General features: G+C 51.3%; 24 protein-coding genes and 1 pseudogene. 6 read left to right on the top strand and 19 right to left on the bottom strand.

What is annotated here, in order from left to right:
- Nucleotides 1-10 precede the first annotated feature (10 nt).
- The gene (locus GN278_06400) at nt 11-1042 is read left to right on the top strand and encodes a helix-turn-helix domain-containing protein (protein ID XAT60480.1); all 1032 of its coding nucleotides are present in this window, start codon (nt 11-13) and stop codon (nt 1040-1042) included.
- 76 nt (nt 1043-1118) lie between these two features.
- Here the strand turns inward: GN278_06400 and GN278_06395 are convergent, their stop codons facing one another.
- Complete coding sequence (locus GN278_06395; GenBank protein XAT60479.1) at nt 1119-1733, bottom strand: riboflavin synthase; 615 nt, start codon at nt 1731-1733, stop codon at nt 1119-1121.
- A 109-nt stretch (nt 1734-1842) separates the two neighbouring features.
- On the opposite strand from GN278_06395, the pseudogene GN278_06390 reads away from it, so the two are divergent.
- The 3 genes and pseudogenes from GN278_06390 (at nt 1843) to GN278_06380 (ending at nt 6406) form a co-directional block, all read left to right on the top strand.
- Nucleotides 1843-3152, top strand: a pseudogene (locus GN278_06390) (capsule biosynthesis protein CapA).
- Nucleotides 3153-3275: 123 nt separating this feature from the next.
- Nucleotides 3276-4370 (top strand): polysaccharide export protein, encoded by a 1095-nt coding sequence (locus tag GN278_06385; protein ID XAT62571.1) that lies wholly within the window; start codon nt 3276-3278, stop codon nt 4368-4370.
- A gap of 101 nt (nt 4371-4471) precedes the next feature.
- Nucleotides 4472-6406 carry a capsular polysaccharide biosynthesis protein gene (locus tag GN278_06380; protein ID XAT62570.1) on the top strand — a complete coding sequence of 645 codons (1935 nt, stop codon included), beginning with the start codon at nt 4472-4474 and terminating at the stop codon, nt 6404-6406.
- An 8-nt stretch (nt 6407-6414) separates the two neighbouring features.
- Here the strand turns inward: GN278_06380 and ribD are convergent, their stop codons facing one another.
- The 18 genes from ribD to GN278_06290 form a co-directional block, all read right to left on the bottom strand.
- Nucleotides 6415-7497, bottom strand: coding sequence for a bifunctional diaminohydroxyphosphoribosylaminopyrimidine deaminase/5-amino-6-(5-phosphoribosylamino)uracil reductase RibD (gene ribD / locus GN278_06375; GenBank protein ID XAT62569.1), 1083 nt, complete (start codon nt 7495-7497; stop codon nt 6415-6417).
- Between the two features lie 27 nt (nt 7498-7524).
- Nucleotides 7525-7992 carry a transcriptional repressor NrdR gene (nrdR, locus tag GN278_06370; GenBank protein ID XAT60478.1) on the bottom strand — a complete coding sequence of 156 codons (468 nt, stop codon included), beginning with the start codon at nt 7990-7992 and terminating at the stop codon, nt 7525-7527.
- Between the two features lie 218 nt (nt 7993-8210).
- A complete protein-coding gene (locus GN278_06365; protein ID XAT60477.1) occupies nt 8211-8633 on the bottom strand; it encodes a YjbQ family protein in 423 nt (140 codons plus the stop codon).
- Nucleotides 8630-9004 carry a VOC family protein gene (locus GN278_06360; protein XAT60476.1) on the bottom strand — a complete coding sequence of 125 codons (375 nt, stop codon included), beginning with the start codon at nt 9002-9004 and terminating at the stop codon, nt 8630-8632. The genes GN278_06365 and GN278_06360 overlap by 4 nt, the downstream gene beginning before the upstream one ends.
- A 127-nt stretch (nt 9005-9131) precedes the next feature.
- Entirely contained in the window at nt 9132-9614 is a 483-nt protein-coding gene (locus GN278_06355) for a hypothetical protein (protein XAT60475.1), read from the bottom strand.
- Between the two features lie 98 nt (nt 9615-9712).
- Entirely contained in the window at nt 9713-9943 is a 231-nt protein-coding gene (locus tag GN278_06350) for a hypothetical protein (protein XAT60474.1), read from the bottom strand.
- A gap of 125 nt (nt 9944-10068) precedes the next feature.
- Nucleotides 10069-10302 (bottom strand): hypothetical protein, encoded by a 234-nt coding sequence (locus GN278_06345; GenBank protein XAT60473.1) that lies wholly within the window; start codon nt 10300-10302, stop codon nt 10069-10071.
- Between the two features lie 3 nt (nt 10303-10305).
- Complete coding sequence (locus tag GN278_06340; GenBank protein XAT60472.1) at nt 10306-10680, bottom strand: hypothetical protein; 375 nt, start codon at nt 10678-10680, stop codon at nt 10306-10308.
- Between the two features lie 227 nt (nt 10681-10907).
- Entirely contained in the window at nt 10908-12887 is a 1980-nt protein-coding gene (gene rpoD / locus GN278_06335) for an RNA polymerase sigma factor RpoD (GenBank protein XAT60471.1), read from the bottom strand.
- Nucleotides 12888-12996: 109 nt separating this feature from the next.
- Nucleotides 12997-14943 (bottom strand): DNA primase, encoded by a 1947-nt coding sequence (locus GN278_06330; GenBank protein ID XAT60470.1) that lies wholly within the window; start codon nt 14941-14943, stop codon nt 12997-12999.
- Nucleotides 14944-15035: 92 nt separating this feature from the next.
- Nucleotides 15036-15584, bottom strand: coding sequence for a sarcosine oxidase subunit gamma (locus GN278_06325; GenBank protein ID XAT60469.1), 549 nt, complete (start codon nt 15582-15584; stop codon nt 15036-15038).
- On the bottom strand, nt 15577-18510 hold the full coding sequence (locus tag GN278_06320; protein XAT60468.1) for a sarcosine oxidase subunit alpha family protein: 2934 nt from the start codon (nt 18508-18510) through the stop codon (nt 15577-15579). Before GN278_06320 ends, GN278_06325 begins: the two co-directional genes overlap by 8 nt.
- On the bottom strand, nt 18507-18788 hold the full coding sequence (locus GN278_06315) for a sarcosine oxidase subunit delta (protein XAT60467.1): 282 nt from the start codon (nt 18786-18788) through the stop codon (nt 18507-18509). The genes GN278_06320 and GN278_06315 overlap by 4 nt, the downstream gene beginning before the upstream one ends.
- Nucleotides 18789-18863: 75 nt before the next feature.
- On the bottom strand, nt 18864-20117 hold the full coding sequence (locus tag GN278_06310) for a sarcosine oxidase subunit beta family protein (protein XAT62568.1): 1254 nt from the start codon (nt 20115-20117) through the stop codon (nt 18864-18866).
- Between the two features lie 35 nt (nt 20118-20152).
- A complete protein-coding gene (locus GN278_06305) occupies nt 20153-21130 on the bottom strand; it encodes a threonine dehydratase (GenBank protein ID XAT60466.1) in 978 nt (325 codons plus the stop codon).
- Between the two features lie 41 nt (nt 21131-21171).
- Nucleotides 21172-22602: a glutamate dehydrogenase gene (locus GN278_06300; protein ID XAT60465.1), complete on the bottom strand. Its 1431-nt coding sequence runs from the start codon at nt 22600-22602 to the stop codon at nt 21172-21174.
- A gap of 178 nt (nt 22603-22780) precedes the next feature.
- Nucleotides 22781-23722 carry an NAD-binding protein gene (locus GN278_06295; GenBank protein ID XAT60464.1) on the bottom strand — a complete coding sequence of 314 codons (942 nt, stop codon included), beginning with the start codon at nt 23720-23722 and terminating at the stop codon, nt 22781-22783.
- 187 nt (nt 23723-23909) lie between these two features.
- Entirely contained in the window at nt 23910-24515 is a 606-nt protein-coding gene (locus GN278_06290; protein XAT60463.1) for a TetR family transcriptional regulator, read from the bottom strand.
- Nucleotides 24516-24658: 143 nt separating this feature from the next.
- On the opposite strand from GN278_06290, the gene GN278_06285 reads away from it, so the two are divergent.
- Both GN278_06285 and glpX read left to right on the top strand, forming a co-directional pair.
- Nucleotides 24659-25945: a homoserine dehydrogenase gene (locus GN278_06285; GenBank protein ID XAT60462.1), complete on the top strand. Its 1287-nt coding sequence runs from the start codon at nt 24659-24661 to the stop codon at nt 25943-25945.
- A 40-nt stretch (nt 25946-25985) separates the two neighbouring features.
- Entirely contained in the window at nt 25986-26963 is a 978-nt protein-coding gene (gene glpX, locus GN278_06280; GenBank protein XAT60461.1) for a class II fructose-bisphosphatase, read from the top strand.
- The last annotated feature ends 37 nt before the right edge of the window (nt 26964-27000 follow it).

The following is a 27000-nucleotide window of genomic DNA, read 5'->3' as shown; positions in this document are numbered from 1 at the left end:
GGTGGGTTTTGTGGATCGTGAACGTTTTATTCAAAAGGGCGCAGCGCGGCTTGACTTAAAACAGAACGCTAGGACGCGCGAATTTTACTTTGTGCTTTTACCAAAGCTTACAATGCTGGCCTTTAGCGCAGCCGTAGAACCTCTTCGGATTGCGAACCAGCTCACAAAAACGGAACTCTACCGCTGGTATACAATGACACCAGATGGCGGGTATGTCATATGCTCTAATGGAGTTAAAATTACACCCGACATGGCTCTGAAATCACCCCCTCAAGGAGCAACTTCATTTATCTGCTCTGGGGTCGAACCATTGTCAGCCGCTGGCCCAGAAACCATCAATTGGCTTCGCAGGGAAAACCGCATGGGGGCTACTTTAGGTGGTATTTGCACCGGTGCTTTTGCTTTGGCTCAATCCGGTATTATTGGTGACCGGAGCTTTACAGTACACTGGGAAAATCAACCTAGTTTCATTGAAAGCTTCCAAGATTATCTCCCAACTCAAAACCTATACGAAAAAGATCGCCGCTTGATAACTTGTGGTGGTGGCAGCGCATCCACGGATATGATGCTAGATTTGATTGAAACTGACCATGGCCGAGAAATTGCAATTGTAATATCAGACATGTGTATTCACAAAAGGGCTAGTGAACGTCGGGCGCCGCAAAAGTCTTCAATTTCAGTTGCAATTGGATCGCGAAACCAACGTCTATTAAACGCGATCAATGTTATGACCGAAACGGTTGAGGATCCCTTACCCCTGTTGGAGCTTTGCGCGAAGTTGCAAATTTCTCGTCGCCAATTAGAGCGGCTTTTCAAGAAATACACTCATCAATCTCCCACCCAGTTTTATTATGGTTTGAGACTTGAGCGGGCTCATGGCCTTTTAAATGAAACAAATTTGCCAATAACCGAAATCGCTATGGCAACCGGATTTAACAGCACATCTCTTCTAGCACGCCATTTCAGAACAAAATTTGGAGTATCACCCAAGGCCTTCAGAAAAGGTTGGAAAACTGATCCTAGGGTAAAAAACAGAAACTAAATATCACAACCTCGCTTTACATGCACAGTTGAGCTTTAGTATTCGTGTCAGATAACTATTTTAAGAAGTCTGCAAATCAGTCTGAGGCATGCAAGCGGTCTACATATCTTGCCATTGTATCAATCTCGATATTAACCATATCTCCAAGCCTCATCTGCCCCCAAGTTGTCACCGTTTTAGTATGAGGAATAAAATTAATACCAAAGCATTTCCCGTCTACTTTATTAACAGTCAGTGACGTTCCATTGAGCGCCACAGACCCTTTCACAGCAATATATTTTGCAAGCTCTTCTGGAGCTTCTAATGTTACTTCGGTGCTATCGCCAACATCCCCCAATTGAACAATTTGAGCCACGCCATCAACATGGCCAGATACAATATGGCCACCCAACTCATCCCCTACTTTCAAAGCACGTTCGAGATTAATTTTTCGACCAACCTGCCAAGCCTTATCTGGCTTATTTTGAAAGGGATACCCAATCGTTGTTTTTGACACTGTTTCCGCACTTATCTCAACAGAAAACCAGTTATCGCCAATTTCAATTACAGTTAGACAGATCCCATCACACGCGATAGAAGCACCCAGTGCTATTCCGGATGTTGAATAAGAGGTTTTGATCTGGGCACACAAATCACCCCGCTGTTCTAACCTGATAATCTCTCCGATGTCGGTAACGATACCTGTAAACATAGTAAAAAAGTTTCCTTTTGTTTGCTTATTAATGACGCATTTTTGACCAAATTGACAGGTAACCGGCTAGTCAAAGATAGGCCCTTTAACTATGGAGTAAATTGTTAAAATGAACAAGAACCTGAAAAATGATCGGGTCTTTTTGTTTTTACAAGGGCCGCATGGGCCGTTTTTTTGCCAATTAGCAAAAATGCTTGAGCTTGCGAAATGTACATGCTGGAGGGTTGGTTTTAATTCTGCAGATAAAGCTTTCTGGCGTCCACGCAACAGGTTCATCAGCTTTAACGAGCCTTACTCCGAATGGCCCACAACATTTCGAAAACTGGCCTTAGATAAAAATATCACAGATTTAGTTCTTTATGGCGATACAAGGGAAATTCATCAAAGCGCAATTTCAGAAGCCCGAAAGCTTAACATTACGGTTCATGTCTTTGAAGAAGGTTACTTACGCCCATATTGGGTAACTTATGAACGCGGTGGTTCCAACGGAAACTCGCGATTGATGCAAATGAAGTTGACACAAATGCAGGATGAATTGACCGCCCACGATCTTGAGACACAAATGCCTCCCAGCCATTGGGGGATACACGTCAGCATGTATTTTATGGTGCGCTTTACCATTGGTTCATAATGTTCGCAAATCGCGCATTCCCACATTTCAAACCTCACCGGGATTTAACAGTAGCTCAGGAGTTTAAGTTACATCTTCGGCGGCTTTTTTTCCTGCCGGTTCATGCAATTGAACGCAAGTTGGCAACAATTCGTATTCTTCGAGGCGGGTTTCCATATCACCTGGTATTACTTCAGCTCGAGCATGATTCGTCACTCCAAAGCCATTCGTCATTTAAAAAGAACCGGCAATTTCTGGAAACCGTCGTCGAGAAATTTCATCAAGGAGCGCCTCGCCACCATCATTTGGTGATAAAAGCACATCCTTTGGAAGATGGCCGGGCAGCGATTCGGCAGACTTTAAAAAACCTTGGAAAGATTTATCAGGTTTCCAATCGCATCCACTACGTGCGGGGTGGCAAGCTAGCGAACTTGCTTGATCAAGCGCGCAGCGCAGTGACAATTAATTCTACTGCTGCTCAGCAAGTGCTGTGGCGCGGTTTGCCATTGAAGATTTTTGGAAATGCCATTTATGATAAACCAGAATTTGTTTCACAAGCAGATTTGGCAGAGTTTTTTGCCAGGCCAACGTCACCAAATGCCCGGGGATACCGTGATTTTCGAAGGTTTTTACTCGAAACATCCCAAGTGGCAGGTGGGTATTATTCAAGAAAAGCTAGGCAACAATTATTGCGCCGCGTTGTTGATATGATGCTGGACAACTATGACCCTTACGACGCCCTAAGCCACCGTAAACGGAACCAAAAAAGAAAATTGCAACCTCCGCTTCAGGCGGGTGTCAGCGGATGATGGCTTTGACCCATGGCTTTTTCCCGTATAGGGTATTACAATCATATTTTAATTATTTTAGGTGGAAAAATGTTTCATTTAGGCGCATTTCGCTGGAAAATCTTTGCTGTACAGATAGTTGCTATAAGCTTTTTATCTGCATGCGGCCTTCCTAGGGTCGGACCATCCAAGACAGAAATTTATTCGGGTTCGGTGCAAAAGCAAGGCAATGCTTTTATACTCGCAGTAAATGACCATGTAGCTCGCGCCACAGCAGTTATTCCTGCTTTGGGTTTTAGTCGAAAGTTTCGCAATGCTAATCTTATTGGATCTGATACAATCCGTGCTGGCGATACCTTAGGGCTTTCTATTTGGGAAAATGTTGACGACAGCCTGCTGGCTGGAAAAGGGCTTAACGCCACGACACTAGAGGGTGTCCAAGTTGACGGAAGTGGATATATTTTTGTTCCCTATGCAGGACGTATCAAGGCGGCAGGAAATAGCCCAGAGGCTGTCCGCCAGATTATTGCGAACCTCCTAAAAGAACAAACGCCGGATCCACAAGTTCAATTGCGGCGTTTTGCTGGTGATGGATCTACCGTATCAATTATTGGGGCCGTGGGTGGTCAAGGCATTTATGTCATCGAACGGCCAACCCGTACGTTGGGTGCAATGTTGGCAAAAGCTGGCGGGGTAACCATTGAACCCGAGGTTGCGCAGATCACTGTGATTCGCAACAAACAGCGTGAAAAGGTGTGGTTCCAAGATTTGTATGATCATCCAGATATGGATGTGGCCCTCAGAGGAGGTGACAGGATATTGGTTGAGACCGACACCCGAGCCTTTACATCCCTTGGTGCGACTGCAAAACAGGGGCGGATTTCATTTCCAACCCAAACTATTTCAGCAATTGAGGCACTTGCATTGGTTGGTGGTTTAAATGCAAATGCTGCAGATCCAAAGGGCATTTTTGTGTTTAGGAATGAAGATGAAAAAATTGCCAATCAAGTTTTAGGGCGAAAAGATTTAAAAGGCGCGCAAAGGTTGGTTTATGTGCTTGATCTTACAAAACCAAATGGAATGTTTACGGCACGTGACTTTGTCATACGAGATCAAGACACCGTATATGTTACAGAAGCTCCATTTGCTCAGTGGAATAAAGTAATCGCGGCAACCACAGGATCATTAGGAGCTGCAGATACAATCAACACATCTGCACAATCGCTGCTGGGTCAATAATTGTGGTCAGCAACCTCTACTTTGAAGGGGCAGATGTCTCAGATTTTAAGCGCGCTTTTGTCTATAACGGTGGATTTTTCAAACAAAAGTGCGTTCGCCGTATGCTCACATTGTCAGGTTATCAAATATCGTTGGGTTTGCCCAAAGAAGGCGATGTGGTTGCAGTTTGGGGAAATTCACCAACTTCATACAGAGGAACCTATTTTGCCCAAAAGTACAAAGTACCTTTATTGCGGATTGAAGATACATTTTTGCGCTCATTATTTCCCGGGCAACAAAAAAATGAAGCGCCTTTAGGTATTTTATTAGATCGAAGCGGTGTGCATTTTGACGCCAAAAGCCCAAGCGATCTGGAACATATCTTATCACGGAATCCTCTAGATGACGAGAGAATGCTAAAAAGAGCTAAGTCTCTAATATCGCGGATAAAAGAAAATCACCTAACAAAATACAGCGCTTTTGACCCTGATGCCAATTTACCATCACCGGGCTATGTTCTAGTGATTGATCAAAGCCGAGGTGACGCATCAGTAACCGCCTCAAACGGCAGTCAAGAGATTTTTGATGCTATGCTTCGCGCCGCGAAAGAAGATTATCAAAACCATCGAATTATCATTAAAACTCACCCTGAAGCCCAAGCGGGTTTACGCAGTGGTTATTATGGCCCAAGTCACTGCCTCGACCCTAAGGTGCATCTTTATCAAAACACCTGCTCGCCCTGGGCTTTATTAGACGGCGCAATCGCAGTTTACACACTGTCCTCGCAATTTGGCTTTGAAGCCATTTTAAATGGTCACCGGCCTGTTGTTTTTGGACAGCCCTTTTACGCTGGATGGGGGCTCAGCAAAGACGTCAACCCGCCGCCTAGACGCAACAGAAAGCTCAACGCAGAGCAACTGTTTATGGCGGTAATGATGATTTATTCAAAATGGTATGATCCATATCGTGATCGAATGTGTTCCCTCGAGTGCGCACTTGATACCTTTGAGGCAACCACTCGTAGTTGGCGTGAGGACCACAAAGGCTGGCAAGCTTATAAAATCCGTATGTGGAAACGAAAGCCATTGCGACAATTTTTTGGCCAGCATGGCCGCGTCAGCTTTGTATCTTCCATGGTGAAATCAACGCGCCTAGCATCTACTCGGAAATTGGTATGGGCAGGTTCAGGTAAAGAAAGTGATAAAGATATTATCCGCATTGAGGATGGTTTTTTGCGATCGCGGGGATTGGGCGCTGAATTAACTCCTCCACTCTCACTGAGTTGCGACGACTTGGGAATATATTATGACCCTAGTCAGGAAAGCCGGCTCGAACGCTTAATTAAATCAAGCATTCTCCTCAGGGAGGATCAAATTGATCGCATAAAAAGGTTAAAAAACTCTCTTATCAATCAGCAGCTTACAAAGTACAACTTACCTGGAAAAACTCATAAGTTGCCGGCTGGTAAGCGGATTTTGGTTCCGGGCCAAGTTGAGGATGATGCCTCGGTTCTACGTGGTACCCAGCGCGTTCAAACCAATCTAGATTTACTCCGCGTTGTTCGCAGCAATAACCCAAACGATGTAATCATCTATAAACCTCACCCCGACGTAGAGGCCAAACTGCGCAAAGGCCGCATTCCTTTGGAGCAAGCTTTGCTCTATGCTGATGCTATCACTGATAACGCAGATGTCTCCCATCTTTTGTCCGAAGTGGCCGAAGTGCATACGATGACCTCTTTGACAGGTTTTGAAGCCCTGCTAAGAGGACTTAAAGTCACCACCTACGGAGTGCCATTTTATGCAGGATGGGGACTTACCACAGATAAAGCAACTATACCCGCACGGCGCAATCAGTGTATTGATTTGGATAGTTTAATTTATGCTACGCTCATTGCTTATCCACGTTATTTCGATCCAGTTACAAAGCAAGCTTGCCCAGTAGAAGTTGTGGTTGATCGCCTTTCTAAAAGCCAAGCTTTACCACGTTCAAAAGTCAATCGTTTACTTGCAAAAGCACAAGGCCTCTTGGCTACTCCACACCCTTTCTGGCGCTAATTTTTTATCTATGAATGCTTGCCCTTGCGGCGCCACAGGTTCATCACATCCGGACCAACTGTAGTCGTACTAACCAATCCATAGCGGTGAGCCTCTTTCAAATGCTTGAGCCCAAGCGGCCCAATAGCGGGTTGACCCTCAGAGCCTATGATCACTCCGGCTTGAAAGCCTACAATCTCGTCCACCATATCTGCTTTTATAAGTGAGGCAGCAAGCATACCTCCGCCCTCACAAAAAATTCGGGTTAGCCCTCGGCTTGCCAGTTTCTCCAGCATATCCTTGAGTACAATAGCACTATCTTTTTCCTGGCACTCAATCATTTCTGCACCAGCGTTTTGCCAATGCGCTTTGCGCTCTTCACTCACATCCTCAGAATGGCAAAGCCACAACGGCGCCCTATCGAGGGTTCGCTGCAAAGCACTATTATTGGGCAGATTCAAGCTCTTGGACAGAACTAGCCGAATAGGTTGATGCGCAATACCGAGATCCCTCACTGTCAACGTTGGATCATCATGGCGGGCTGTGCCACCCCCAATCATGACCGAATCGTGGCGAGCTCTGAGCGCGTGTACTGCACGGCGGGCGGGGGATTGTGTGATCCATTGGCTTTCGCCGCTGGCGGTGGCGATGCGGCCGTCGAAACTATTTGCCAGCTTAAGCGTTACGAACGGTCTGTGGTCGGTGATCCTTAAAAAGAAGCCTGCGTGGTCTTGGCTCGCTTCCTGCGCCCGCACCCCTGTAGTCACTGAAATTCCGGCCGCGCGCAGCATGGCGAAACCGGCGCCGTTAACCCTTGGGTCACGGTCGCCAATGGCGGCGACGACTTCGGCGACGCCCGCATCAATCAGTGCCTGCGCACAGGGCGGGGTCTTGCCGTGATGGGCGCAGGGTTCAAGCGTGACATAGGCAGTGGCGCCGCGCGCTTTGCCGCCCGCTTGCTGCAAGGCTTGGGGTTCGGCGTGCGGCCGGCCCCCATCTGCAGTCCATCCACGCCCTACAATTTGACCATCGCGCACCAGCACACAGCCCACTGCGGGGTTGGGCCATGTGCGCCCCTGAGCGCGGCGGCCCAAGGCCAGCGCCAGTGCCATAAAACGGTCATGCGACACCTGCGCCGCCTATTCTTCTGGTGTAATTTTAGGCCGTAACTCACTGACAAACTTGTCAAAATCATCTGCAGCCTGAAAGTTTTTGTAAACGCTCGCAAAGCGCACATAGGCCACCGTGTCGATCCGCGCCAGCGACTCCATTACAATCTCGCCGATCTTGTTTGACTGAATATCTGTCTCGCCCATGCTTTCCAAACGGCGCACAATGCCGGAAATCATTTTCTCCATCCGCTCATGCTCAACCGGGCGCTTCTGCAACGCGATCCGGATCGAACGTTCGAGTTTATCGCGCTCAAATTCCTCACGCCGGCCGTTTGATTTAATCACTACCAAATCGCGCAGTTGCACCCTTTCATAGGTGGTAAACCGCCCGCCGCAGGCTGAACAAAACCGCCTCCGCCGGATCGAAACATGATCTTCTGCGGGTCGGGAATCTTTCACTTGGGTGTCAACATTTCCGCAAAATGGGCAACGCATGGGCACATCCTTTGCTTAGTGGGCAGCGCAGATTTCGGTGCTACGCTAAGTTATCCACAGGTACTATAGGACAGCCGCTACGATTTGTGTAGTGGGCAATTTCACTCACTAAACCTTGCGGTTTTTTTGCAAAGTGCCACCCTGCCCTTCAAAAAACGCCATGTCGGTATTGCGTCGGTATCGCGGCAGTATCGCGGAGGTGTGAAAAATACCCCTTTTTAGCCTATATGGGCCACCACCTGACGGCTGTGCGGGCGGCTGCGATGCTCGAACAAATAGATCCCCTGCCACATGCCAAGGCTCAGCGCGCCATCCGAAAACGGGATTGATAAATGGCTGGGTAAAAGCGCGGCTTTGATATGCGCCGGCATATCATCGGGGCCTTCATAAGTGTGGGTTAAATAAGACATCGACGGATCGGTCGTCGGCGGCACCAATCGGTGAAAAAATTCCGCCAGATCGGTCTGCACTTCGGGGTCAGCGTTTTCCTGAACAACCAAACTGGCCGAGGTGTGGCGGATAAACAGCGTCAGCAGGCCGTCGCCACTAGGATGAACCCCGCGCAGCCAGCGCGCCGCATCACCAGTAAATTCATAAAGCCCCGGACCTTGGGTTTGAAGGGTAAAAGTAGTTTGCCTCACCGATGCTGATCCACCATGATCATGTTACCGTCAGGGTCATGTAAAATGAAATGCGCCGGCCCCTTGCCCTCAGGGTCGGCGTGCGGCTCATCCAAAGCGATTTCCTTGTCGAGCAGCAGCGCCTGCAGCTCACGCACATCGTTGAACGGATCAACTTTGCAGGCGCTTGAATCCCAACCCGGATTAAAGGTGAGGATATTATTCTCAAACATGCCTTGAAACAGACCGATGAGTGTTTCTCCTTGTTTCATAATCAGGTAATCGCGCTCGATTGCGCCACCAAAGGCTGTAAATCCAAGCGCTTCATAAAAGCTCTTTGAATTGGCCAAATTCTTCACCGCCAGGCTGATTGAAAATTGTCCGAGGTTCACGGCATCCCCCTTTTGATCAATGCGTTGAAGCCAAGATAGCACATATTTGTGTGCCATGCGAATTGACACAGCTGTGTCAAAATTAAGGGCACATATCGTATTTTAAAAAAGAAAAGCGTGGCCTTGTTTAGCCAATATCTTCAAAGCCTCTCAGTTGATCCTGCTGATAGCTAAGCGCATAAAGATGCGGGTTCTTCATGGCGCGCCATTGCTCAAACCCAAAGTCCGGGTCTATGGCGCCCAGCACCGTGGCGATAAGATTTCCGTGTGCGGCAACAATCGGGCGTTCGAAATTGCTTTGCGCGATTTTTCTGAGCCCGCGCAGGGCGCGGCGTTGGGTGTCATTGAGCGGCTCGCCGCCTTCCATTTTATAGTCCCAGTTTTCAAAAGAGAGCCGTAGGTGATGGATCAATTCATCAAAGGGAAGCCACAGATCAAACGGCTTGAGCTGCCGCTCAGCAAGATCGGGATCGGTTTGAATATCAAGGCCAGCGCTATCGCAAAAGGGCCTGATTGTATCCAGAGCCCTCAGATAGGGGCTTGAATATGCGCCATCCGGGCGAATGTAACTCAGACGTGCGATTAAATCCTGCGCCTGTTTTTTTTCCAAGTTCTGTCAGGTCGCCATTGGGTTACTGACCGGTCGATTGCGCGTGGCGGATGAGATAAATGGTTTTCAAATTATATACCCCTTGCGAGTGTCAGCTCTTAAAAGCCGTCTAGCCAATGAATATGCTGAATTGCTGCGTTTTTGGCACTATCAATATCTGTAAAATTTTTATGCGAATGGTGCCCTATCGCAAACCAGCCAGTGTTGTCTTCGGGATCTCTTCTGTATTCTTCAAAACCATACGACCCATCAGGCCGTCGAAATACATCAACGCATATTGTTGCTCCATCGTGATTGACGGACAGAACAACTTTAGGCTTGTCTTCCATCTTCTAAAAATCCCACGTCCACTGGCAACAATCAGGCAGCGCGTTCTTACCTAAAATCTGTATCTGTCAAATAGTTATCCGTTGATGAAGATACCATGAGTGCAAATTTTTTTTTATATTCGTTATTAGCGTTTTTGGTCCTGCTTCAATTTGCATAAACTTTCGTTACCGCGTTTAAAATTTTTCGTAGCTTTGGCCAGAATAAGTTGAGCATTGAAAAAATCGACAGATTTTAACCTACTATGGAGCTTATAGGCGCGCTCACCTTTAACTACCATTATCTGGCGTCCTAAATATAAAATCATCAATTTTCCACTGCTAGTGAAAATATAGTCAAACTCCTTTAGTGTTTTCGTCATTTACTATCCTCGCAGTGGTGTGTTTTGATCAAATATAACAAACCAATCGCCACCAACACACTTCCAAGTCAATGACAATAAAAAATCGTTTTCTCCAATAGTTTGGCTAGTTGGCTCGCTTATGTATTCATATTTTATAACCGTAATTGCAGTATCTTCAAATGTCATTGTGCGGATATGGCGGCCATTCCAAATCCAATTTTTTTCGGAAAACCACGATCTATGCATTTCAACAATATTATCATACCCTATGACTTCCGATCCATTAGGGAAAACTATTGTTAGTTCGCTTGATTTAAAAAAAATTTCTGAAATTTCTTTCAAATTTCTTTGTTCAATTGCGTTAATATATTTTTCTATTTGATCCGAAATTGACATTCTTCGCTTCCTTTTATTTGTGCGCGTGTAAAATTAATCTTGCTCTCTCTGAGAAATGTGTGATTCTATTAAATGCCGCGTTGCATGCAGGCATGCTTAATCTCAAATTATTGCAATACTGGACCATCAAAAATCCACTTGCAATCATAGAGTGTGCGCGCCGCACAAGCCTACCACCCTTGATTGCCGAGCGGCAATCAAGGCACTTAAAATGTCAAAGCGTTGCTTTATTGATCTAGAAAACTGCGCAGTTTGCGTGAGCGCGAGGGATGCTTAAGCTTACGCAGCGCCTTGGCTTCAATCTGACGGATACGTTCGCGGGTCACGCTAAATTGCTGGCCCACCTCTTCGAGCGTGTGATCGGTGTTCATGCCGATGCCAAAGCGCATCCGCAAAACCCGCTCTTCGCGCGGCGTCAGCGATGACAGCACGCGGGTGGTGGTTTCTTTTAAGTTTTCCTGAATAGCGCTATCGAGCGGCAGAACCGCGTTCGAGTCCGGAATGAAATCACCCAGTTGGCTGTCTTCTTCGTCGCCAATGGGGGTTTCAAGCGAAATAGGTTCTTTTGCGATCTTCATCACCTTGCGGACTTTTTCCAGCGGCATTTGAAGTTTATGCGCCAGCTCTTCGGGTGTGGGTTCGCGGCCAATCTCATGCAGCATCTGGCGCCCTGTGCGCACCAGTTTGTTGATTGTTTCGATCATATGTACCGGAATACGGATGGTGCGCGCCTGATCAGCGATTGAGCGTGTGATCGCCTGACGGATCCACCAGGTGGCATAAGTGGAAAACTTATAGCCGCGGCGATATTCAAATTTATCTACCGCTTTCATAAGGCCAATGTTGCCTTCCTGGATCAAATCAAGGAATTGCAGACCACGGTTGGTGTATTTTTTGGCGATTGAGATCACCAGACGCAGGTTGGCTTCGACCATTTCCTTTTTCGCCTGACGGGCTTCTTTTTCACCTTTTTGCACTTGGGATACGATGCGGCGAAACTCGCCGATTTCCAAGCCAACATATTGGCCGACCTGCGCCATGTCGGTGCGCAATTCGGCCACTTTTGACGTAGCCCGTTCGATAAACATCTGCCAACCGCGTCCGGGCTTTTCCGCCATCCGCTCCATCCAGGTCGGATCCAATTCGTGGCCGCGATATTCTTCGATAAACTCACGGCGGTTGATCCGTGCCTGATCGGCCAGTTTCACCATGGCGCTGTCGATCTGCATAATCCGGCGGTTGATGCCGTAAAGCTGATCAATCAAGGCTTCGATACGGTTGTTGTGCAAATGCAGTTCATTGACGAGCTCGACGATTTCTGCGCGCAGTGTCTGATAGGTTTCTTCGTCAGATTCAGAATAACTTCCAGTTTCGCTAAGGGCTGCGGAAATACGCGAATCCTGCATTTCGGAGAGTTTGATATAATCATTGGCAATCCGGTCGAGAGTTTCCAGAACCTGCGGTTTAAGCGCCGCCTCCATCGCCGCGAGCGACAGATTTGAATGCTCATCATCGTCGTCATCGTCGTCATCGTTGATGATCGGGTTGCCATCGGCGTCCAGTTCCGGCGCCTCTTGTGCCTTGGGCTGGGCGTCAGACACCGCAGCGGTGTTAATCACTGATTCTTCGCCGTCTTCGCTCAACTGATCCCCAAAGGTCGCTTCAAGATCAATCACATCGCGCAGCAGAATATCTTCGCTTAGCAATTCATCGCGCCAAATGGTGATCGCTTGAAATGTCAGCGGGCTTTCGCAAAGCCCCAAGATCATTGTATTGCGGCCCGCCTCGATACGTTTGGCAATCGCAATCTCGCCTTCTCGGCTCAGCAGCTCAACCGATCCCATTTCACGTAGATACATACGCACCGGATCATCGGTACGATCCAGCTTTTCGGTTTGTCCGGCTGAGACAACAACTTCTTTCGCGCCCGCGGCTGCGACCAAATCTGTGGTGCCTTTATCTTCTTCCTCGGCCTCTTCGTCCTCAATAATGTTGATGCCCATTTCGGACAGCATGGACATGACATCTTCGATTTGTTCAGAGGATACCTGATCCGGGGGCAGCACATGGTTCAGCTGATCATAGGTGATATACCCCTTATCACGTGCCTCAGAAATCATCTTCTTGACCGCCGTTTGGCTCATATCCAGAGAAATCTCGGCGTCTTGGTCTTCGGGCTTGCGATCGTCAGCGTCTTTTGCGGCCATTATTGTATCCTAACTGGGGCAAGTGATTCGGATGGACGAATCATTACCGTGATCTAGTGATTCGCACACCGGTTTACCTGCTTTTATCTGGGAATTCCTCACCAAAATTTCAATGTTTGGGTCTACTAGAGGATATTTCTTCTAAAAGAGCGTCTAATTTACTGCGCTCATCGCGATTGATTCGGGCGCCATTGTCCCCAAGGTCGTATTGAACCTTGTCCTGCTGATCGGGTTGACTGGCGCGATTTTTGGCTTCTGCCGCACGGGTAAGCCGCCATAAAGAGGTATCATCCAGCGCCTGCTGCGGGTCCTTTGTAGCTTCGCTCAGCTCGGCGGCAAGGCCCTGCTCACTGCCCAGTTTTGCCAGCTCTTCCTCTACCGTCATTCGCGCCATTTCAATATTACCCGGATGACGCAGACAGGGCGTGATCGCCACATGTCCGCTCGCCCATAGCTTTTCAAGCGCCCCGGCGCCCAGCGTTTCGGTAACCCGCGCCTCGACCTCGCCGCGGTTGGCAAAACCGCCACCGCGCAAAATCTTTAGCATCCGGTCAAGTTCCACATCTGCAAATTCAAGCATGCTGAGATCCTCAACCAACTGATCGATCACCGCCGGGCTGGCAACCAGAACCGCAATAATCACAGCCTCGCGGATATATTGTGCAACGCCGTCATCAGCGGCGGCCAAAGCCGATGCTTTGGTCGAAGGCTGCGCAGAGCTTGGCCGCGCGCCTGCCCCAAATCGCCCGCGCCCAGCCGAAGGATTGCGCTGAGGGCGAAACAAGTTCCAGCGCAGATCTTTGACCGCATTTTGATAATGGGTGCGCAGCCCCGGATCACGGATCAACGCGATTTTAGAGCCGATTGTTTTATCCAGCGCAGCTTTGCGCTCAGGGCTGTCATAAACCTGCCCCTCGGTGGCCTGCCGCCACATCAGCTCGACCATGGGTACCGCCTGATCCAGCAGCCCCTGCAAGGCCTGCGGGCCGCCCTGACGGATAACATCATCCGGATCCTGGCCTTGCGGCATCAGCGCAAAGCGCAGCGCACGGCCGGTTTCCAGCATCGGCAGTGCCAGATCAATCAACCGGAAAGCGGCGCGCAATCCGGCCGCATCCCCGTCTAAGGCAATAATTGGCTCTGTATGCATGCGCCACATCAAGGTGAGCTGATCTTCGGTGATCGCCGTTCCAAGCGGTGCAACCGATGCACTAAATCCGGCCTCAACCAGCGCGATGACATCCATATAGCCTTCGGCCACAATCAAGGGGCTATTTTTGCCTAACTCTGAGCGTGCCGCCGCCTGATTATAAAGCGAACGGCCTTTGTCAAACAAAGTGGTCTCAGGCGAATTTAGGTATTTGGCCCGCGCTGCAGGGTCCATGGCCCGGCCGCCAAAAGCAACGCACCGACCGCGCATATCGCGAATGGGAAACATAATGCGGCCCCGAAACCGGTCATAAGGCGCGCCGCCATCATCGGGCTTGATACACAGTCCGGTTTCAATTATTTTTTCAATGGCCACACCGCTATCTGTCAAATGGCGGATCAGCGCGCTGCGATCATCCAGCGCAAATCCCAGATCAAAGCGCTCTTGGGTGGCGGGGCTTAACCCGCGCCCTTCCAGATAGCTGCGTGCTGGCGCGGCGGCGGCGGTGTTCAGCGTCATTCTAAAATACCGCACCGCCTGCTCCATCACATCGCTAAGCTCACTGCGATGATCTGCTTTTTCGCGCGCCTGCGGATCGCGCGCTGGCATGCTCATCCCAGCCTCACCTGCCAGAATTTCAACCGCTTCGATAAAGCTCACATTTTCGGTGTCTTTGATAAAACTGATCGCATCGCCCTTGGCCTGACAGCCAAAGCAATAGTAAAACCCTTTGCGGTCATCGACGTGAAACGAGGCCGTTTTTTCTTGGTGAAATGGGCAAGGTGCCCACATATCGCCTTTGCCCTGATTGGATTTGCGCATATCCCATGACACTTTGCGTCCAACCACTGAGGTTAGGCTGACACGGGTGCGTAACTCGTCAAGGAATCCGGGCGGAAGGCTCATGGTGTAAATATCTTCCCTTGGCTCTGCAAAGTCCAGCCCTCTCTGCACACATAAGCTTTATCCAGAAATGAGGTTTTTAAACCAAAAGCCGTTCAAAGCGTATCCCGCGCCGCCACAGTTTGCATCGCTGACTTCAAATCCTTGATCAGTGTTCCCGCCATCGAGCGCGGCGCCAGAATTAAAAACCCATCTTTGGAAACGCGCGTGATGGAGATATGGATATGCTGCAACAGGCTGCGGGCGCTATGGCCCTGTTTGAACACAGCAGGGCTAAGATCAATTGGAACCAGTCTTGCGAGCACCTCTCGGCTGTGCGTGCCTTTGAGTGTGATCGCCGCAAAGCCGTCTGACTGATCCACTAGGGCGGCGGTTTTGGCCAAGGCCGGATGCGGTTTTGGACCGATCAAAAGATATTGCGCGCCATACCACAAGCAACGCGCCGAGGCTTTTCCTGTTGCCCTTTGCGTGGCTGGAAGCGCCAGTCCATGGTGTGTTTTCAGGGCCGAGGAAAGTGCTTTTTGCTGATCTGTGCGGCAGCCCAGCGCGGTAATGACCGCCGAACTCATTTCCACCACCGATACTGAGCCTATGGTCAGTGGCAAAAGCCCATCACAGGCTGATTTTGCAGTCAGGCTAAGCACGCGTGCGCCCTCCTTCTGGATCAAAGGCCACGGGGGGGATCACTTCGCATAAAGTTTCAATCTGGCGCATATGATCCACCATTTTGATGGTTTCACCAATCCGCTCGGGGCCATTTTTCAAAAAGCCCAAGCCCAGATAATGCCCCAAGGTCGGGGAAAATCCCACCGATGTAATGTATCCCTGATCATGATCGCTAACAGCCGCATCATCGGCAGCAAAAAGGTGGGCGCCAGCGGTCAGTTGTTTGACCGCGCCCACAGGTTTTAGCCCCACAAGCCGCTCACGCTCTGGATCGCGCAGACCCGGGCGCTGCGCTGCGGCTTTGCCGATACAATCTTTGTCGTCGCTGATCATCTTGTCAAACCCAATATCAAAGGCCGTGATCCGGCCATCAATTTCGGCATGGGTGATAAAGCCTTTTTCGATGCGCAAAACATTCAGCGCCTCCATACCGTAGGCGCCGCCGCCCATTTCTTCGGCCCGCGCCAGCAAAATGCGAAATAGGCTGTCGCCATAACGCGCCGGAACTGCCAGCTCGTAGCCAAGCTCGCCGCTAAAGGAAATCCGGAACAGCCGGGCTTTGACCCCCATTATATTGACAGTGCCGCAACTCATGAAAGGCCAGCTTTTCGGATCTAGTGGCGTATCGAGCAGCCCGTCGATCAGCGCTTTGGCGTCTGGTCCAGCAATGGCAAATTGCGCCCAGTTCTCGGTGACAGACATCAGGTTGATATCCCAGTTGGGATGCAGGCCTTGATGCACAAATTCAAGATGCCGCATCACATCGCCTGCGGCAGCCGTGGTGGTGGTCATCACATAATGCTCTGATCCAAGCCGCGCCGTGGTTCCATCATCCATCACGAAGCCGTCTTCGCGCAGCATCAAACCATAGCGCACGCGGCGCTCTTTCAATGTTGAAAACCGGTTTGTGTAAACAAGATCAAGCAGCTTACCGGCATCGGATCCCTGAATGTCTATCTTGCCCAGCGTAGAGACATCGCAGACCCCGACCGATGTGCGCACCATCGCAACCTCACGGTCGCACGATTGCCGCCATGTGGTTTCGCCAGGCTGCGGAAAATAGCTTGGCCGGTACCAGAGCCCGGCCTCAATCAGCGGCGCGCCGCGTTCCTCAATGGCTTTCTGCGCCGCGCTGATCCGCTCGGGGGCAAAGCCTTTGCCGACGCCAGATGCGCCCATGGCAGCAATGGCAACCGGCGTATAGGGCGGGCGGAACGTGGTGGTGCCTGTGCCCGCAATACTTTGGCCAGTGGCATCTGCCAAAACCGCCAAAGCTGCTACATTTGAATTTTTGCCCTGATCGGGGGCCATGCCTTGGGTAGTGTAGCGTTTCATATGCTCGACCGAGGCAAAGCCTTCCTGCGCCGACTGCGCCACATCCTTGGTGGTTACATCATTTTGAAAATCGAGCCAAGCGCGGGCTTTTCCGGGCACTGACCACAGTGCAGTGACCGCATATGCTTCATCTTCGGCCTGAGGCATCTTTTGCTTTGCTGGTGTTTTGCCAAGATCGCGGATTGCCTGCGCGGCGGCTTGCAGGCCTGATCGCAGGCAGGCTTGGGTTGACATCGCCCCGGCGGTTGATCCGGCATAAAGCATGCCCGGCACTGCATCTTTGGCCGGCAGAAACGCCTGGAGGCCATCCTCCCAAACCGGTCGACCGCCCATGTGGCAGCTTAGATGCACCGTGGGGTTCCATCCGCCGCTCATGGCCAAACAATCCGCCGCAAGCTTGGTCTCGCCGCCCGCGTGGCGCAGGGTAACCCCGTCCAGCCCGTGCCGTCCGGTGGTGTTGCAAATCTGCGCATTGGTGTAGATCGGGAAATCGCCTGTGATCGGCGCGCTTTCGCGGGCCTCAACATAGGCGGCAATCTGCACGCCGGCGGCGGCAAGGTCCTTTGCCGTGCGCGCGGCATTATCATTGTTGCCAAAGATAACCACCGCCTTGCCGGGCGCGACACCGTAGCGGTTCACATAGCTGCGCACCGCCGAGGCCATCATCACGCCGGGCCGGTCATTATTGGCAAAAGCAATGCCGCGCTCTAACGCGCCAGCCGCCAAAATCGAGCGGCGGCACACAATCCGCCAAAAGCAGGCCTCGGGCAGATCGCCTTGCCCGGAAGGCAAATGCTGCGCGACCCGCTCAAGCGCGCCAAACGTGCCCTGATCATAGGCGCCCGTCACCGTGGTGCGTGGCATAAGACGCACATTTGGCATCTCTTTTAGCTCTGCTGTGACCTGCGCTGCCCAATCTGCCCCGGCAGCGCCGCCAATGTCGTAAGTTTCACTGTTCAGGCGGCCGCCAAAGCGGCTGTCTTCATCAGCAAGGATCACTTCAAGCCCCGAGCGCGCCGCATTGAGCGCAGCCATCAACCCCGCCGGACCGGCGCCGATCACCAAAAGATCGCAAAACGCAAAGGCTTGCTCATAGCGGTCAGTATCCGGCGCGCCGTTCAAGGCCCCAAGCCCGGCAGCGCGGCGGATCAACGGCTCATAAACCCGTTCCCAAAAGGCTTTCGGCCACATGAAGGTTTTGTAATAAAAACCGGCCGATATAAACGGCGCGACCAGATCATTTATCGACAAAAGATCATAATTCAAGCTGGGCCAGCGGTTTTGGCTAAGTGCTTCAAGCCCGCCGTAAAGCTCTTGCTGGGTGGCGCGGATATTGGGGTCTTGGTTTTGGCCTCGGCGCAGGGTGACCAAGGCGTTCGGCTCTTCGCTGCCCGCCGTTAGAACCCCGCGCGGGCGATGATATTTAAAGGACCGGCCGATCAGACGCACATCATTGGCCAGCAGCGCCGAGGCCAAAGTATCCCCGGAAAATCCGCTATAGCTAACCCCGTCAAAGCTAAACTTCAACGGACGGCTGCGATCAATTTGACCTGCGCTTTTCACCCTCATGCGCTGTCATCCTTGGCCTTGGGGTGCGCAAGCGCCAACTCGGCGCCGAGCACCTCATGGGTTACAGTATTGCGGCGCACCACAAGCCAACGGCCGCAGCCTGCCTGATGGTACCACAAATCACGGGTTTCCCCGGCCGGGTTATCGCGGATGTGCAAATACGCATCCCATGCTGCATCATCGGCGTCGGCCTCTGGGCGCTCTAAAGCGGTAGCCGCGCCTTGATAATAGAACTCGCGCCGATCACGAGGTCCGCATTCGGGACAGGGAATTCTCATGCTGTCCTCGATTTTGCTCTATGGCGCTGCGCTGGTGTTTGGCCGTGATATCCAAGCATTTTGATCATAACGTCCTCAATGCAGATTATGCTGCGATCCGGTGCCTTCTTCGTCCATCAACCCGTATCCGGATTTAAAACGGTCCAGCCGGAATTTAGCGGCAGTGTCATGGTGTTTATCCGTAGCCAGCAAATGGGCAAAGCTATAGCCCGATCCGGGAACAGCCTTAAAGCCGCCGTAGCACCAGCCGCAATTCAAATAGAGCCCCTCAATGTGGGTTTTATCAATCACTGGGCTGCCATCGGGCGACATATCCATAATGCCGCCCCATGAGCGCAGCACTTTTGCCTTGCCTATCATCGGCATCAAGGCCATGGCAGCCTCCATCACATGCTCTTTCATCGGCAAATTGCCCCGCGATGCATATGAGGCATAATAGTCGAGGTTTCCGCCAAAAACGAGCCCGCCTTTATCCGACTGGCTGATATAATAATGCCCCATGCCGAAGCTGACCACATGATCAATGCAGGGCTTTAATCCCTCGGTCACGAATGCCTGCAAGATGTGGCTTTCGATTGGCAATTTCATACCAGCCAGCGCGGCCACTTGACTAGAGCGGCCCGCCACCACAATAGCGACTTTTTTGGCGCGGATCGCACCGCGCGTGGTTTGAACGCCTTTAACCACACCATTTTCAATATCAATGCCTGTCACTTCGCAGTTTTGAATAAGATCAACGCCGCGACTATCTGCTCCGCGCGCATAGCCCCATGCGACAGCATCATGGCGCGCTGTGCCTGCGCGGCGCTGTAAAATACCACCATATATTGGAAAGCGTGCATTATCATAATTCAGATAAGGCAGCATTTTGCGCAGATCAGGCTGGCTGAGCATTTCTGCTTCGTCGCCGCGGTTGATCATGGCGTTTGCGCGCCGGACGGCGGCATCGCGTTGCCCATCAGAATGGAAAAGCGCGATTTGGCCGCGCTGCGAATGCATCACGTTGTAGTTTAGCTCAGGCTCCAAACCTTCCCATAATTTTAACGAATGGCTGTAAAATTCAGAATTTCCCGGCAGCATATAATTGGCACGCACAATGGTGGTATTGCGGCCAATGTTACCGCTGCCCAGATGCCCTTTTTCGAGCACCGCAACATTGGTTAAACCATGGTTTTTTGCAAGATAATAGGCTGTTGATAGACCATGGCCGCCGCCGCCAATGATTATCACATCATAGCTGCTTTGAGGATCAGGGCTGCGCCAATGCGGCGTCCAGCCTTTATTACCTGACAGACCCTGCTTTAGCACTTCCCAAGCGGAAAACCGCATCATTGGCCACCCTTTTTCTTCCCATCGCTGTTTGCCTACCCCGGAACCGGCGTATTTCCACCCAGCACATCTGCGAATTTATCTGCGTCTATATTACCACCACATAATATCACGCCAATACGTTTATTGGCCATTTTCGCCTTTTCGCTCATTAAACCGGCCAAAGCCGCCGCGCCAGCACCTTCTGCCACGTTGTGGGTTGCGCGAAACAAAAGCCGTATCGCTTCGGCAATCATATCTTCGCTGACCTCTATGACACGCTCTGCGCCTGCTTTGATTGCGGCTAAGGCTTCAGGGTGCGGTGCACGCACTGCAATCCCTTCAGCAAAACTATTCGCGGCATTTGTTGCCACTGGCTTTCCAGCCTCGACTGACAGCCGATAGGCATTGGCCCGTTCAGAGACCACTCCGATCACTTGGGTTTTAAGTCCCAAAAGATCCCGCACCGCCATCACCCCACAAATGCCAGAGCCCAGACCGATGGGTACATAAACCGCATCCAGCTCACCTGCTTCTGAAAATAGCTCATGGGCATAAGTGCTGACCCCTTGGACAAGGGCGCGGTGAAAGGATGGAACCATATGCAGATCTCGGCTTTGGGCCAGTTGCTCAGCAGTTATTTTAGATTGATCAAAATCATGGCCCACCTCGACCAATTCAGCGCCCAGTGCCCGGATTGCGTTGTTTTTATCGCGCGGGTTATTGGTAGGCACCACAACCACGGACGGAATGTCATGTTGTGCGGCAGCATAGGGGATAGACTGGCCATGATTGCCGGTTGAGGCCGTTATCACACCATTGCCAAGGCCAGCCTGGGCACGGCCATGCATATAGACCAGGCCGCCACGCATTTTAAAGGCCCCAAGCGGCGTGTGGTTTTCATGTTTAACCCACAGCTCGCAGTCCATTTCGTCTGCTAAGATTGGCCAAACGTGCTGAAGTGTCGGGTTTATGTGCCGGTAAACAATTTTCTGTGCAGCTTCAAACTCGGCCTGCGTTACAAATCCGGACATGGCGCAGATCAATCCTTTCTCACTTATATACTATTTAAGCGTTACAATCCTTTGGTTTGATAACTTGCCGCCACCTTGCCGATTGAAACCAGATAGGCGGCGGTGCGTAGATCGGTGACATCTTCGCGGCCATGCCAGGTTTCGCGCATGGCTTGGAAAGATGATCTCATGGTATCATCAAGGCCTGAGCGCACCAGTTCCAATTCGCCTGCGCCGCGCAAATAGCGCTGTTTAAAACCCGGCGACAGGCTCCAACTGTCGCCCATGGCTTGCGATAGGCTTTCAAATTCGCGGACCACCAATTCCTGACGGGACTCTTCCTGACGCCGCTGCATGCGGCCAAAACGAATATGGCTTAGGTTTTTGACCCATTCAAAATAGGACACGGTCACACCGCCGGCATTGGCATACATATCTGGGATAATGACACAGCCTTTTTCTCGTAAAATATCATCTGCCCCGGCAGTTACCGGCCCATTGGCAGCTTCAATAATCAGCGGGGCTTTGATATTTGCCGCATTTTCTAGATTGATCACTCCTTCCAGCGCTGCCGGGATCAAAATATCACACTCCTGCTCAAGCACCTGAGCACCCTCGGCAACAAAGGTGGCGTCAGGGTATCCGGTAATGCCGCCATGTTCGATTATCCAGTTGCGTACAGCCTCGACATCAAGGCCGCTGTCGCTAACCAAAGCGCCATCGCGTTCGATTATTCCGGTAATGCGCGCGCCATCTTCTTCTTGCAGAAATTTAGCCGCATGATAGCCCACATTTCCAAGCCCTTGCACTACCACCCTTTTGCCGTCAAGCGTTCCGGAAAGACCGGCTTTGGCCATATCTTTTGGTTCGCGGAAAAATTCTTGCAGCGCATATTGAACGCCGCGGCCGGTGGCCTCGACCCGCCCGGCAATACCGCCCGCATTCAACGGCTTTCCGGTCACACAGGCCCGGGCATTGATATCGGTGGTGTTCATGCGCGCAAATTGATCGGCAATCCATGCCATTTCCCGCTCGCCCGTGCCCATATCAGGCGCAGGTACATTCTGGCTTGGATTGATCAGATCGCGCTTGATCAGCTCATAGGCAAAGCGCCGTGTGATGAGCTCAAGTTCATGTTCCTCATAGTCACGCGGGTTGATGCAAAGCCCGCCTTTTGATCCGCCAAACGGCGCCTCAACCAGCGCACATTTATAGGTCATCAAAGCGGCAAGCGCTTCTACTTCATCCTGATTGACAGCCTCGGCGTAGCGAATACCTCCCTTGACCGGTTCCATATGTTCCGAATGCACCGCCCGATATCCGGTAAATGTTTGGATCTGCCCCCTGAGCCGCACCCCAAACCTCACTGTATATGTAGCGTTGCACACTCTAATTTTCTGTTCCAACCCCGGAGGTAAATCCATCAACCGCACAGCACGGCTAAACATCAAATCAACACTCTCTCTAAAACTGGGCTCATTCGCAGGTTTCATCGCTTTTTTCTCCATTTGAAACAGCCGCAAGGGACGCGGCACAATTCGGCACGACTCGCTGCAGGTTAGATCATATTTTTAGCAATAAGGTTAAAAAAAATGCGTTTTTCATACAGTTAAAGGAGGATGATACCGAGATACTGCAGGTTAGACCCGCAAAACCTTTACAGACCTAAGGTCAGTTGACTTTTACCTCATATCCCGGCTCCTCCGGTTCGTCATCGACCATCTCAGCCGGAAACCCGGGCGCTTGGATGCTTAGTCCGGTAGCTTCTTCCAGCCGTTTGATAATATTTGGCGACAGCTCGCGCGGTCCAAAGCGGCTTATTCCATCTTGAAAAATCGCGATCAACAGCGGGTTCAATTCAAGCGGCACTTGGGCGCGATCTGCCAGCTCTTGAAACAGACCGATGTCTTTAGCCACCAAATCCATTGTGAAGGAAATATCGCGGCTACCGTTAAGGATAACCTGACTTTCGGTTTCATGCACAAAAGAAGTTCCCGAAGAGATTTTCAACGCTTCATAAGCCACATTAAGGTTCATCCCCGCAGCTTTGGCAACCGTCAGCGCTTCGGCGCAGGATACCAAATTGGCGGTGGCCATAAAGTTTGTAATCACTTTCAGCACACTGGCCGAGCCCAACTCCCCCGTATGCAAAATACGCCGCCCCATTTTTGTCAGTAGCGGCAAAATACGTTCAAATGTATCACGCTCACAACCGGTAAAAATGCTTATATTGCCGGTATCAGCGCGGTGACATCCACCAGACACAGGACAGTCAACTGCAGCGCCGCCGGCAGCAATTACCGCCGCGCCCAAGCGCTTTACCTCGGCCTCATCCGTAGTCGACATCTCAAGCCAGATTTTACCTGCCGTCACTTGCGGCAACATCTCATCCATCACCGCGGCAGAGGCCGCTGGGCTTGGCAGGCAGGTGATCACCACATCGCAGCTTTGCATCAATTGGGAAGCCGATCCGCCCGCAACGGCGCCGCGGTCAACAAAATCGGCAACTAACTTTGGGTTTAGATCATGCACCGCCAGTTCAGTACCATTTCTAAGCAAACTTCCCGAGAGTTTACCGCCCACATTCCCAAGACCAATAAATCCAACGCGCATTTTTCATGTCCTATGTTATTTTTTTGGAAAGTTGGCACAGCTTTTCCTCTGCATCCTGCCCGATTGCGACATAACAGAACCGAGTTAGCCACCTAAAGGCTGATCCAAAACATAGCAGTACAAGGCTGCATAGCCCTTGCATCAGGCCAACAAAATATACCGTTTATATTTTGCGTATCATTTGCGTTTACGAATGAGCCCCTGCGCCAACAAGCTGGCGGGCCATTGTTTGGTATCTTTCGATCAGTGCCTCTTCGGTCAACCGCCCATCAGGCCGATACCATGTGCTCACCTCTTTGAGCATTCCAATAATGGCCAAGGTCACAATTTTGCTATCAGCAACCTCAAACTCGCCGGTTTGCATGCCCTTTTTAATAATGGCCTCTAACGCGTCTTCATAGCTTTTGCGCATCTTTTCTAGATGATCAAAGTTATCTGCCGTGAGGTTGCGTAATTCCATATATGCAATAAAGACCGCCTCGGACCGGGGCAGATGATAGCGCAGATGGCAGTCAACAAATGCCAGTAGACCCTGCAAAGCAGTGCTATTTTCCGGCCCTTGCTGCATTCTCCAAGCTGCCAGCAAGCCGCTCATATGCTCTTGCATCAACGTAAATAAAAGCGACTGCTTGTCAGGCGTGTAATTATAAAGCGCACCAACCTGCACACCAACCTCGGCTGCAATCTGGCGCATCGAGACCGCCGCATAGCCATATTGGGCAAACAGACTCTGGGCTGCTTGTGTCACCCTTGGTCCAGTTTTTTGTGAATGTGATCCCGTCGTGCGTGCCATAGGTTTATACTATATGAACATACGTTCAGATAAAAGTACCCTCTGCGTTGGTTTAATTGGCCGTATTTTACTGACGACCGTTGCACAAAAGCTGTGAACTCGCTACATCGCGGTAAGCATGGCTGGTAGCAACGGAGGCTTTGATGACGCACCCTTTACGTCTGGGGATAGCAGGACTGGGAACCGTAGGCATCGGCGTGGTGAAAATCATCCGCCAAAAAGCTTCACTGTTAGAGCAGCGAACCGGACGGCCGATTACAATAAGCGCCATCTCTGCACGCAGCCGCGACAAAGATCGGGGCGTGCCGTTGGAAGGATATGCGTGGGAAAGCGACCCTGTCGCCTTGGCCCAGCGCGATGATGTCGATGTATTTGTCGAACTTATGGGCGGCCACGATGGGCCAGCAAAAGCCGCAACCGAAGCGGCTCTGTCCGGCGGCAAAGATGTCGTAACCGCAAATAAAGCCTTGCTTGCCCATCACGGCCACGCCTTAGCCACGCAAGCAGAAAACGCCGATGCTGTTCTACGGTTTGAAGCTGCGGTTGCGGGTGGTATTCCAGTGATTAAATCCCTGACAGAAGCTTTGGCGGGTAATGAAATCACGCGGGTTATGGGGGTGATGAACGGCACTTGTAATTATATCCTTACCCGTATGCAGGCCAGCGGACTGAGCTATGACGAGGTATTCGCCGAAGCGGATGCGCTTGGCTATCTGGAGGCTGACCCAAATTTGGATGTTGGCGGGATCGACGCAGCGCATAAACTGTCCCTGCTGTCCTCAATCGCTTTTGCATCGCAAGTGAATTTTGATGCGGTGGAAACCGAAGGTATCGGATCCATTTCAATCGATGACATTCATCGAGCGGCTGATATGGGGTTCCGGATCAAACTGCTTGGCGTGGCCGAAATGACCGGCCGCGGATTAGAGCAGCGCATGTCACCCTGTCTGGTGCCGGCCAATTCACCGCTTGGTCAACTTGAAGGCGGCACAAATATGGTGGTGCTCGAAGGCGACAACGTGGGCCAAATTGTCCTACGGGGAGCCGGTGCAGGCGAAGGACCAACCGCCAGCGCAGTTCTGTCGGATATTGCCGATATCGCCCGCGGCACGCGGATCAGCACTTTTGGGCAACCTGCAACGCAACTCACACAGCCAGCCACCTCAAAATCGCAAACACCGGCACCGTTTTATTTACGAATGCATCTTCTAGATAAACCCGGCGCTTTGGCAAAAGTTGCGGCCGTGCTGGGCGAATGGGGGGTTTCAATTGACCGGATGCGGCAATACGGCCATGCCGATGCAAACGCTCCGGTGCTTATTGTCACGCATAAAGCACAGCGCAAAGCGCTGGATGGCGCTCTGGCGGCTTTACCCAAAACCGATGTCATACAAGGCACTCCAGTGGCATTGCGGATCGAAGAGGTCTAGTGTTGCGAGATTACAGTAAAACATATTAAGGAATTTCATTATGTCATCAGCTAAAGTCGATTTCAGTGACCGGATGTTATCATTGGGTTTGGCGCGGGTCTCTGAAGCAGCAGCTATTGCCTCGGCGGACTTGGTCGGACGCGGAGATGAAAAAGCCGCTGATCAGGCAGCGGTAAATGCGATGCGCGAACAGTTAAATATGCTTGATATTGCCGGCGTCGTTGTGATCGGCGAAGGCGAGCGCGACGAAGCGCCGATGCTTTTTATCGGTGAAGAGGTTGGCACCGGAAATGGACCCGGCGTGGATATCGCCCTGGACCCTTTGGAAGGCACAACGCTGACCGCCAAAGATATGCCCAATGCCCTCACCGTGATTGCCATGGGCCCACGGGGCTCTATGCTTCACGCCCCAGATGTCTATATGGAAAAACTCGCTATTGGGCCGGGTTTTGCACCTGATACTGTCACCTTAGATATGACGCCCAGCCAACGGGTTTCAGCTTTGGCCAAGGCCAAAAATTGCGGCATCAAAGATATTACCGTGTGCATTCTTGAACGCCCGCGCCATGAAGACATGATTGAAGAAGTTCGGGCCACGGGCGCATCAATCCGGCTGATCACAGACGGCGATGTGGCGGGGGTGATGCACTGTGCAGAGCCGCAAATCACCGGCATTGACATGTATATGGGGGCCGGAGGCGCTCCTGAAGGCGTGCTGGCGGCGGCGGCGCTCAAATGCATGGGCGGGCAGATTTATGGCCGGCTCCTGTTTCGCAACGGCGATGAAAAAGGCCGCGCCGCCAAAGCCGGGATTACAGATTTCGACAGAATTTACACCCGAGATGATATGGTCACCCAAGACGTGATTTTTGCCGCCACCGGCGTGACCGGCGGCTCGTTGCTGCCAGGGATCAAACGCGAAGTTGGATTTTTGACAACGGAAACCATCTTAATGCGCTCAAAAACCGGATCGGTCCGGCGCATGCGCTACCGCAACCCGACTAAAAGACCGGCATAACCCAAAAAGGCCTGTGGCCCAGAGCCACTGATAATGG

The organism is Rhodobacteraceae bacterium Araon29 (assembly GCA_039640505.1).
In the GTDB taxonomy this organism is placed as follows: Bacteria; Pseudomonadota; Alphaproteobacteria; order Rhodobacterales; family Rhodobacteraceae; genus CABZJG01.
Note: the sequence above shows the minus strand (reverse complement) of the source record. Positions and strands in the feature narration are given on the sequence as shown.